Origin of the sequence: Alkalihalobacillus alcalophilus ATCC 27647 = CGMCC 1.3604 (genome assembly GCF_000292245.2) — a bacterium.
Taxonomy (GTDB): Bacteria; Bacillota; Bacilli; order Bacillales; family Bacillaceae_D; genus Alkalihalobacillus; species Alkalihalobacillus alcalophilus.
Genome location: NZ_ALPT02000122.1, coordinates 1 through 8,578 on the forward strand (window position 1 = coordinate 1; position 8,578 = coordinate 8,578).

The 8,578-nt window shown below is 37.1% G+C and carries 7 protein-coding genes; 2 read left to right on the plus strand and 5 right to left on the minus strand.

Annotated elements, in window-relative coordinates; genetic code table 11:
* Positions 1-455 precede the first annotated feature (455 nt).
* Both ehuB and BALCAV_RS19940 read right to left on the minus strand, forming a co-directional pair.
* Positions 456-1,310 carry an ectoine/hydroxyectoine ABC transporter substrate-binding protein EhuB gene (gene ehuB / locus BALCAV_RS19935; protein ID WP_003324187.1) on the minus strand — a complete coding sequence of 285 codons (855 nt, stop codon included), beginning with the start codon at positions 1,308-1,310 and terminating at the stop codon, positions 456-458.
* A 584-nt stretch (positions 1,311-1,894) separates the two neighbouring features.
* Positions 1,895-3,379 (minus strand): leucyl aminopeptidase, encoded by a 1,485-nt coding sequence (locus BALCAV_RS19940; RefSeq protein ID WP_003324185.1) that lies wholly within the window; start codon positions 3,377-3,379, stop codon positions 1,895-1,897.
* Positions 3,380-3,745: 366 nt separating this feature from the next.
* Between BALCAV_RS19940 and BALCAV_RS19945 the strand changes: the two genes are divergently transcribed.
* On the plus strand, positions 3,746-4,222 hold the full coding sequence (locus BALCAV_RS19945; RefSeq protein ID WP_003324184.1) for a divergent PAP2 family protein: 477 nt from the start codon (positions 3,746-3,748) through the stop codon (positions 4,220-4,222).
* A gap of 44 nt (positions 4,223-4,266) precedes the next feature.
* Here BALCAV_RS19945 and BALCAV_RS19950 read toward each other — a convergent pair whose 3' ends face one another.
* From BALCAV_RS19950 to BALCAV_RS19960, 3 genes are all read right to left on the minus strand, one after another.
* A complete protein-coding gene (locus BALCAV_RS19950) occupies positions 4,267-4,935 on the minus strand; it encodes a 3D domain-containing protein (RefSeq protein WP_235213153.1) in 669 nt (222 codons plus the stop codon).
* A gap of 205 nt (positions 4,936-5,140) precedes the next feature.
* On the minus strand, positions 5,141-5,458 hold the full coding sequence (locus tag BALCAV_RS19955; RefSeq protein ID WP_003324182.1) for a YuiB family protein: 318 nt from the start codon (positions 5,456-5,458) through the stop codon (positions 5,141-5,143).
* 186 nt (positions 5,459-5,644) lie between these two features.
* Positions 5,645-6,862 carry an NAD(P)/FAD-dependent oxidoreductase gene (locus BALCAV_RS19960; RefSeq protein ID WP_200880908.1) on the minus strand — a complete coding sequence of 406 codons (1,218 nt, stop codon included), beginning with the start codon at positions 6,860-6,862 and terminating at the stop codon, positions 5,645-5,647.
* Between the two features lie 347 nt (positions 6,863-7,209).
* On the opposite strand from BALCAV_RS19960, the gene BALCAV_RS19965 reads away from it, so the two are divergent.
* Positions 7,210-8,202 (plus strand): NAD(P)/FAD-dependent oxidoreductase, encoded by a 993-nt coding sequence (locus BALCAV_RS19965; protein WP_003324180.1) that lies wholly within the window; start codon positions 7,210-7,212, stop codon positions 8,200-8,202.
* Positions 8,203-8,578: the final 376 nt, after the last annotated feature.

Genomic DNA, 8,578 nt, shown 5'->3' on the forward strand with positions numbered 1-8,578 from the left:
GTAGCTAGATTGATTATAAAGCGAAGCCTGTTCGTTCAGAAGCGAGAAAAAAATACAGGACAGACTAAAAAGTCGCTTTTTGACTTTATAGACTGGCCGATTTTTTCTCGAGCTTCTAACAGGCGTAGCTAGATTGATTATAAAGCGAAGCCTGTTCGTTCAGAAGCGAGAAAAAATACAGGACAGACTAAAAAGTCGCTTTTTGACTTTATAGACTGGCCGATTTTTCTCGAGCTTCTAACAGGTGTAGCTAGATTGATTATAAAGCGAAGCCTGTTCGTTCAGAAGCGAGAAAAAATACAAGGTGACTTTTGAAGTCGCTCTTTGACTTCATAAAGACAACTGATTTTTCTCGAGCTTCTAACAGGCGTAGCTAATCTGAATATAGAAAAAGCATGGAGGAAGCCACATTTGTAACAACACACCATGCTTACTCTCTTTATTTCAGTTTTGAATTAAGCGTTACAGCGATCATCTGTCGTTACATCACCTGTAGGGACGTTTTCTTCACCAAACCCAAATTCTGAAATGATTTCTAATAATTCACCTGAATCAATTAATTGTTGTAAGTGTTCGTTGTATTCATCACGAAGCTCGCGGCCTTCATCTGTATCAGCAAAAACAGCAGCACCATAAGCAACCGCAGGCTCGCCATCAATGACTGGCTGTGTAAAAGGCTCGGCTCTTTCAATCGCATCGAGATTTGCAGATTCTAACGCTGCCGTTAAAGTTGCCTCTGTCATAACCGTTGCATCTACATCACCTGACTCTAATGCAGCAATATTATCAGCAATCGAATCAGCAGTAATAATACGGCTCTCATCCATTCCTAATTGCTTTAGCATTTCAATCTGATTCGCTGCGGCCATAATAGAAACGGTTAAATCTTCAGCAGCAGCTAAATCTTCATAGCTGTGTAAGTTATGAGGATTTCCAGCAGCTACAGCCATACCTTCCCCATAAACTAATTCTACATTTGCAAATTCAGCTTGCTCACAACGCTCAGGACGAATATCCATCCCCGCTGTAACAACATCATAGTTTCCAGCATTTAAACCAGGTAGTAATGAATTCCAATCTGTAATTTCACCTTCTACATCTTCATAACCCATACTTTGAAATACAGCACGTGCGATCTCAGCATTAGCACCAGTCACATTATCAGTCGCTAAATCAATGTAACCATACGGCTCCTCATTAGCTACACCTACCTTAATCTTGTCACCTGATCCACCTGTCTCAGAACTACCACATGCTGCTAATAAAACAAGCATACCAGCTAACAAGATTCCTACTGTCATTTTTTTCATTAATTGAACCTCCTCATTTTCTATCTACCTTTTATAAGAAACACCCATTTTAGTAAAAAAACGGATATTAACTATATAACTAATGAACAAACTATTACCTAGATTAGTTCTTCTCTACACTATGTATTTATTAGTTATCAACAGAGAATATGTTTTAAACCTTAAAACTAGTCAAAAAAGACTAAAAGTTTCATAGATTTTTTTAAAATACTTCACATACTAGATCATAATCGAAAGTAAGGTTGCACTCAAATCCTATATATTTCGGTATTATAGCAATAAATGGTATAAGAATGGATGAGCTTTTCTGAAATGACTCTCCTAACATAATGCTACTAACAACTCCTAGATGATCTGTTATGCTCCTTATTGTCAGATAATTCCCTAAAATGAACTTTCAAAAAAGTCCTAATTATTCATATATAGTAAAATTATGTAATTTTATTTATGTGTTTTCAATTACATTTATTTACTCCTCAAAAGCAAAAAACCCGTATCACCAAAAACAAGTGATACAGGTTTATCGTGCTCATATTATGTTTTAAAAGCCCAAAAAACTTCGATTTATTAAGAAGGTTTTTCGATTATTTTGCTGCTAAATAAGCTAATGTTCTGGCCATGACACCTGTTCCGCCTGGTTGGCCTATTGGTGTTGTTTTACTTGTCCATGCTGTTCCTGCAACATCAAGATGGACCCATGGTGTCTCTTCGGCAAATTCTCCAATAAAGAGACCGGCAGTAATACTTCCGCCTAAACGTCCTGGTGCGTTATTTAGATCAGCTACATCGCTTGATTTTAATAAATCGTGGTATGGTTTATGCGTCGGGAAAGCCCAAATTGGTTCGCGTGATTGCTCACTTGCTGCTTCCACTTCGGCATACCATTCTTTATTGTTATGAACGACTCCCGTTGTCGAATTTCCTAATGCGACAAGGACTGCTCCCGTTAAGGTCGCGACGTCTACTAAATAGTTAGCACCAAGTTGTTTAGCGTACGCGACACCATCGGCTAAAATTAAACGTCCTTCTGCATCAGTGTTACGAACTTCAATGGTTTTTCCGCTCATCGCTCGAATTACATCACCTGGCTTTAATGCTGAACCATTAATTAAATTTTCACTTGAAGGGATAACGGCTAAAATGTTTTTGTTAGGTTTAATATGACCAATGATGTCCATTGCACCAAGTACAGCAGCAGCACCACCCATATCACCCTTCATTTCATGCATGTTTAAGCCAGGCTTTAGAGAGATACCACCTGCATCAAAGGTTAAACCTTTTCCGACAAAGCCGACTACATCTTCCCACTTTTCTGTCGCTTGGTATTTAAGAACAATCATTTTCGGAGGTTGGTCAGAGCCTGCTGCAACAGCTAATAATGCTCCCATGCCAAGCTTTTCCATATCTTCTCTTTCAAGCACATCAAATTCAAAACCGTGCTTGTCCGCTACCTTTTTCGCTTCTTCGGCTAAATAAGTTGGTGTTAACATATTTCCTGGGAGATTAACAAGTTTTCTAGAAAGATTTGTTCCTTCTCCAAATGCTCGACCTGTTTGTGCTACTTTATCCCAAGATTCATCAGCTTCTTCACCAATTAATGTAACAGACTCAATAGTAAACGGTTTTTCATTGCTTTTTTCCTTATATGTATCCACTTTATAAGCTGCTAATTCAATTGATTCAGTGATCGCGTGAATCAGCTCCTCCGTCGAAGCACCCTCCAATTGAAAACTGTCAACCGCGATGGCAAGATTCGCTAATTTATCTGTCGTGACTTGACGGGCTACTTTTCCAATCGCATTTTGTAGACTATCCAAATCAAATGACTTTTTAGAACCTAATCCTACTGTATAGATGACCTTTGCGTTTGCTTGTCCAAAAGTAAAAACTTTCGTTAATTCTCCTTTTTTTGTATGTAGTTGCTTTGCTTTCAGGAGTTCCGCTAGTTTTCCTTCTAAATTTTTATCCACTTCTTGTAAAATAGAATGAAGGCCTTCTTGCTCATGAATTCCGACGATTAGGGCATCATAAGATTGCTCATTACTCAATGTGCGATTTACTTGATACATGTCATTCAGCTCCTATAGTTCAAAATATACTTATTATTATATTATTATACAATCTTTCGTATTCCGAAAGAAGGGTTTCTTATAAAATAAAGGGATCTTTACTCAAGAAGCCCTATTTCAGAAGAAGAGAAAACAAAGATCCCACTTATGATAAATGTTTTTTACGTACTCTTACTGTCCCTAATTTTATGAAAAAGTATGTGAAGGTGTCTTTTAAATATATAAACCGAAATTTTTCTCCACTTTCATAAAAAATCTCATGATTATTTTAACTTTTCCAAGTTACTTTCTATGATATAATGTACACATCTTTTAAGACAGTAAATGATTGGTTCAGTCACTTTAGAAAGGAAGATTACAGAACATATGGAAATCTTGCAAAACTTTCCTCTATGGGCAGCCTTATTTGCGATTTTCTTTGCCCAATTTATTAAAATTCCATTAGCTTTTATACCGACAAGGAAGTTTGACTGGACTTTATTCACAAGCACTGGTGGAATGCCTAGTTCACACTCTGCGGCTGTGACAGCTGTAACAACGGCCGTTGCTTTAGAATACGGACTTGATTCAACTTTGTTTGCCGTATGTGCTATATTTGGTATTATCGTCATGTTTGATGCTACTGGAATAAGACGTCATGCCGGTTATCATGCCACTGTTTTAAATCAGCTTGTGACCGACTTTAATAAACTCGTTGGTGAAGTTAAAAATTGGCCCCAAAAAGAGGAAGAAGAAAAACGTAAGGAACTAAAAGAGCTTTTAGGCCACCAGCCGATTGAAGTCTTTTTTGGTGGATTACTCGGAATTTCATTAACCCTTTTATTAAACTTTTTAATTCATTGAATTGTAAAAAACACCACTATCGCTCCTGCAATAGTGGTGTTTTCTTATTTGCCGAGTTGGGCACGGAATACTTGTACAGCTTCGTCTTCATTTAACAGATCTAATTCTTCACTTGTGATCTTTCCTTCACCGACTTTAACCACATAAACATCAAGTTCTCTTTTGCCCCAATTATTATAAACATCTGAAACCGTTTCGTAATACAAATCGATTTTATTTCCTTTAATTGCGGAACCTGTGTCCGCTACGACTCCATATCCATACTCCGGTATAAAAAGAATCGTTCCAATTGGATAAACGGACGGATCGGCAGCAATCGTTGAATACAAATCTCTCCTCACTTCAATTCCAGAGAATGTTATTCCATACCCAGGTTGACCTGGTGATTTACCTGTCGACTCAACTCCAGCCGTATACCCAGTAGCGACCACACGATTAACAGGGTATTGACTCCAATCAATCGCTTCTTCTATTGATACTGGTTTTGATTCGATTGTTTCCAATGATTTGGATTGTTCTTCTCTTACTTGAAACGGAAGAAACCTCTCTTGCAGATCACTTATTTTCATTCCAGCGTTCTGTCCGAGTAGGCTAGTCTCTTGTGAACTGAAAGTATGTACCCTTTCAGAAGCCCACCTCTCTACTTCTTCGGCACTCACTCCGGAAAATGTATAAAAGGTTGATAATAAAGCGGCTAAAAATAGGCAGACCATAAAAATTCGCCTAATTGTTGTTTTGAGCTTATTCACTATGCTCACTCCTCTCATTCAGTAATCATCCCCAAAAACATTGGAATCTATTCAATAAAAGATAAATTTTTAGATTATTTAAACTATTATAACGACTAATCTTTTTTGCAACGAACAAAAAAAACACTACGTGATCCGCAGTGCTCTCATTAATCTTATAGTCGATATATTAAAACATTTGATACCCTCTGACTCGAAGCATCTTAATCACAATCCCCGACAGTATGGCACCAACAAATCCAGATGATAAAACTAAGACGTCTACCATTTTCAACGCTAAAAACTGTTCTCCTAATAGCGGAAAAGCACTTCCTGGCGATGTGAAATAATCAAAGAATGAAACATTATCAATGATAAGTATAACAATAATTGGATAAACAACGGCCATTACCCAGGTCGAGCGCAACACCATATTTAGTAAAAATCCAATTCCAAAAAAGAGAACAAGAAACAAGATCATCGAAATGACCAATTGTGGAATATTCACTTCTGCACCTCCGTATCATAGTTAGTTTACTTAAGTCCATTTAGAGCGTCAACTTTAATTAACCCTATTTTGCTTGTCAAGCAACATCTCTTTGGCGATTTTATGAATTAGTTGAACATAAAAAGGAAACGGTAGAGAACAAATGCCCTCTACCGTCTTATATTTCTTTTAACAAACATTTGTTTCTTATAGTGGGCTTTTACCACGCTTTAATGCAAGTCCTGGTCCACCAAGTAAAAATAGGTAACGGTTGTCAATCATTTTCTTCATAAAGTTCGCTGGTGTTCCGTAAAGCTTACGAGAACCAACAACACCGATTGCTTCTTTCCCACCTAATGAAGCTACAGTACCTTTAATATCTGGTTTAAATGTTTTTAATGAACCTTGTTTTGTAATTAAAGATTTAATATTCTCAGCACACACATCCGCCATTTGCATCGCAATTTGGGCAGTTGGTGGGTATGGGCGATTAATTTCTTCATTAATGATTAACGCACAGTCTCCGATAACAAACACATCTTCAAATCCTGGTGCACGTAGTTCAGGCTCAACCTTAATACGACCACGCATTGCATCAAAACCTGATTTCTCGATAACCGCGTTTCCTCTTACACCTGTTGCCCAAACGATTGTACCAGCTTTCACTTCGTCTCCATTAGCAAGGATAACTCCGTCTGCTTGTACTTCTTTAATTGGACAGTTGATTTTAAATTCAACACCACGGTTTTCTAGTAAATTCATAGCATATTCAACAAGCTCAGGATCAAATCCTGGTAATGCTGATGGAGAAGCTTCAATTACGTACATTTTCACTTTTTCACGTGGAATATCGTAGTTACTGCAAAGTTCTGGCATACGCTCAGATAATTCACCAATAAACTCAATTCCCGTAAAACCAGCTCCCGCAACAATAAATGATAACATGTCATCATTTTTCTCTTCCATGTTGTTATATTTTGCGAAAATGTATTCAATATGCTCCTTCACTTCACGAGCCCCGTTCACCGTCCACTTACTAAACGCATGTTCGAATACTCCAGGAATACCGAATGTTTCTGCTTCAGAACCAAGACCGATTACTAAATAATCGTAGTCCACTTCACCATTTTTTAAGATGACTTTTTTGTCTTCTTTTTTAATTTCAACTACTTCATCTTGTAAAAGCTTAACACGATTCATATTTAAAACGCTTTTAATAGGCATTCTTGTACGTTCAGCAGATAATGTCCCAGCAGCAGGCTCATGTAACCATGTTGTTTGATAATGGTAATCATGTTTGTTTACTAACGTAATATTTGCTTCATTAGCTGTTAATAATTTTGTTAATCTTGTTGCTGTAATCATGCCGCCGTACCCAGCACCTAAAATCACGATACTTGGCTTTTTCACAGTAATCACATCCATTTTCATATTATTTATAATGATAACCAGTCCTCTTTGTGATCTATTTCACGAACTAATACATATAGAAAGGAATAAGTTAATTTTCTCATAAAAAGATTGTCGTAATTTAGTCACAAAATACAATTCTAATGATATGGCTTTTTCGTTTTTTTTTCAACATCTTTTTTGCAATTTCCATAATCTATCTATTAACATGCGTTCTATATAGCTTTTTATCCTTGATAATTAAAAAATGCATAAATTCAGTCACTTTTTTAAGCATAAAATGAAACATAATGTTTTCTTTTGTCATTTTGTGTGGGTATAATAAGAGTGTTTGTAGATATGTAATTGATAGGGGTGGCAAAATGAGTAACGAAGAACAGATGTATGATATTACAATCATTGGCGGTGGCCCAACAGGGTTATTTGCTGCATTTTACGCAGGAATGCGCCAAGCTAAAGTCAAAATTATCGAGAGCATGCCTCAACTTGGTGGACAACTGAGTGCATTATATCCTGAAAAATATATTTATGATGTCGCTGGATTTCCAAAAGTAAAGGCTCAAGAACTTGTCGATAACTTAACACAACAAGCTCAACAATTTAACCCAACTCTTTCATTAGAGCAGACGGTCAAAACATTAGAACAACAGGAAGATGATAGCTTTATCATCACAACTGATAAAGAAACACATTATACAAAAGCTGTAATTATCACAGCTGGAGCTGGAGCGTTCCAACCAAGACGCCTTGAAGTCGAAGGAGCCGAACAATACGAAGGCAAAAACCTTCACTACTTCATTCAAGATCTAAGCCAATTCACTGGCAAAAAAGTGGTCGTATGTGGTGGTGGAGATTCTGCTCTAGATTGGTCACTGATGTTAGAACCACTTGCAAAAGAAGTAACACTCGTTCACAGACGTGATAAATTCCGTGCCCATGAGCACAGTGTAGAACTTCTACATCAATCAAAAGTGAATGTCATGACCCCTTATGAAATTTCTGACATCCAAGGTGACGGCGAAGCTATTAGTGGAGTAACCTTACAAGAAATCAAAGGCGATACGGTTCATCAATTAGATGTCGATGCATTAATCGTTAACTTCGGTTTTGTTTCTTCACTTGGTCCAATTAAAGAATGGGGCTTAGAAATTGTCAAAAACTCGATTGTCGTGAATACAAAAATGGAAACGAACATTAAAGGTGTCTACGCCGCTGGTGATGTCACGTCCTATGAAGGAAAAGTTAAATTAATCGCTACTGGTTTTGGAGAAGCTCCAACTGCGGTTAACAACGCCAAAGCATACATCGATCCAAAAGCTCGACTATTCCCTGGACATAGTACAAGTTTATTTTAAAAGATAACTTCCTAAATGGAAGTTAAATCAATAAAAAAGAACAGTTAGCGAGTGGTTAGTGGCTTCTTGTTAACTGTTCTTTTTTTATTTTCTGCGATATAGCTTTGAGACACTAATGGTGGAATTCGAACCTTAATTGTGGGAGGTCACGATTTTCATTACCTATTGTGGTTTATTCAAACCCTAATTGAATGAGTTTCCCTTTTTCATTACCTATTACCGTTTTTTCAAACCCTAATTGAGCGAGTTTCCCTTTTTCATTACCTATTATAGTTTATTCGAACCCTAATTGGGAGAGTACCCCTTTTTCATTACCTATTGTGGTTTATTCAAACCCTAATTGGGAGAGTACCCCTTTTTTCATTACCTATTACCG

Coding starts and splice junctions, on each gene's coding strand:
- BALCAV_RS19940 (WP_003324185.1), bottom strand. CDS start 3,379: ATGTATCAAGTAAATCGCACATTGAGTAATGAGCAATCTTATGATGCC.
- BALCAV_RS19950 (WP_235213153.1), bottom strand. CDS start 4,935: ATGGTCTGCCTATTTTTAGCCGCTTTATTATCAACCTTTTATACATTT.
- BALCAV_RS19945 (WP_003324184.1), top strand. CDS start 3,746: ATGGAAATCTTGCAAAACTTTCCTCTATGGGCAGCCTTATTTGCGATT.
- ehuB (WP_003324187.1), bottom strand. CDS start 1,310: ATGAAAAAAATGACAGTAGGAATCTTGTTAGCTGGTATGCTTGTTTTA.
- BALCAV_RS19965 (WP_003324180.1), top strand. CDS start 7,210: ATGAGTAACGAAGAACAGATGTATGATATTACAATCATTGGCGGTGGC.
- BALCAV_RS19960 (WP_200880908.1), bottom strand. CDS start 6,862: ATGGATGTGATTACTGTGAAAAAGCCAAGTATCGTGATTTTAGGTGCT.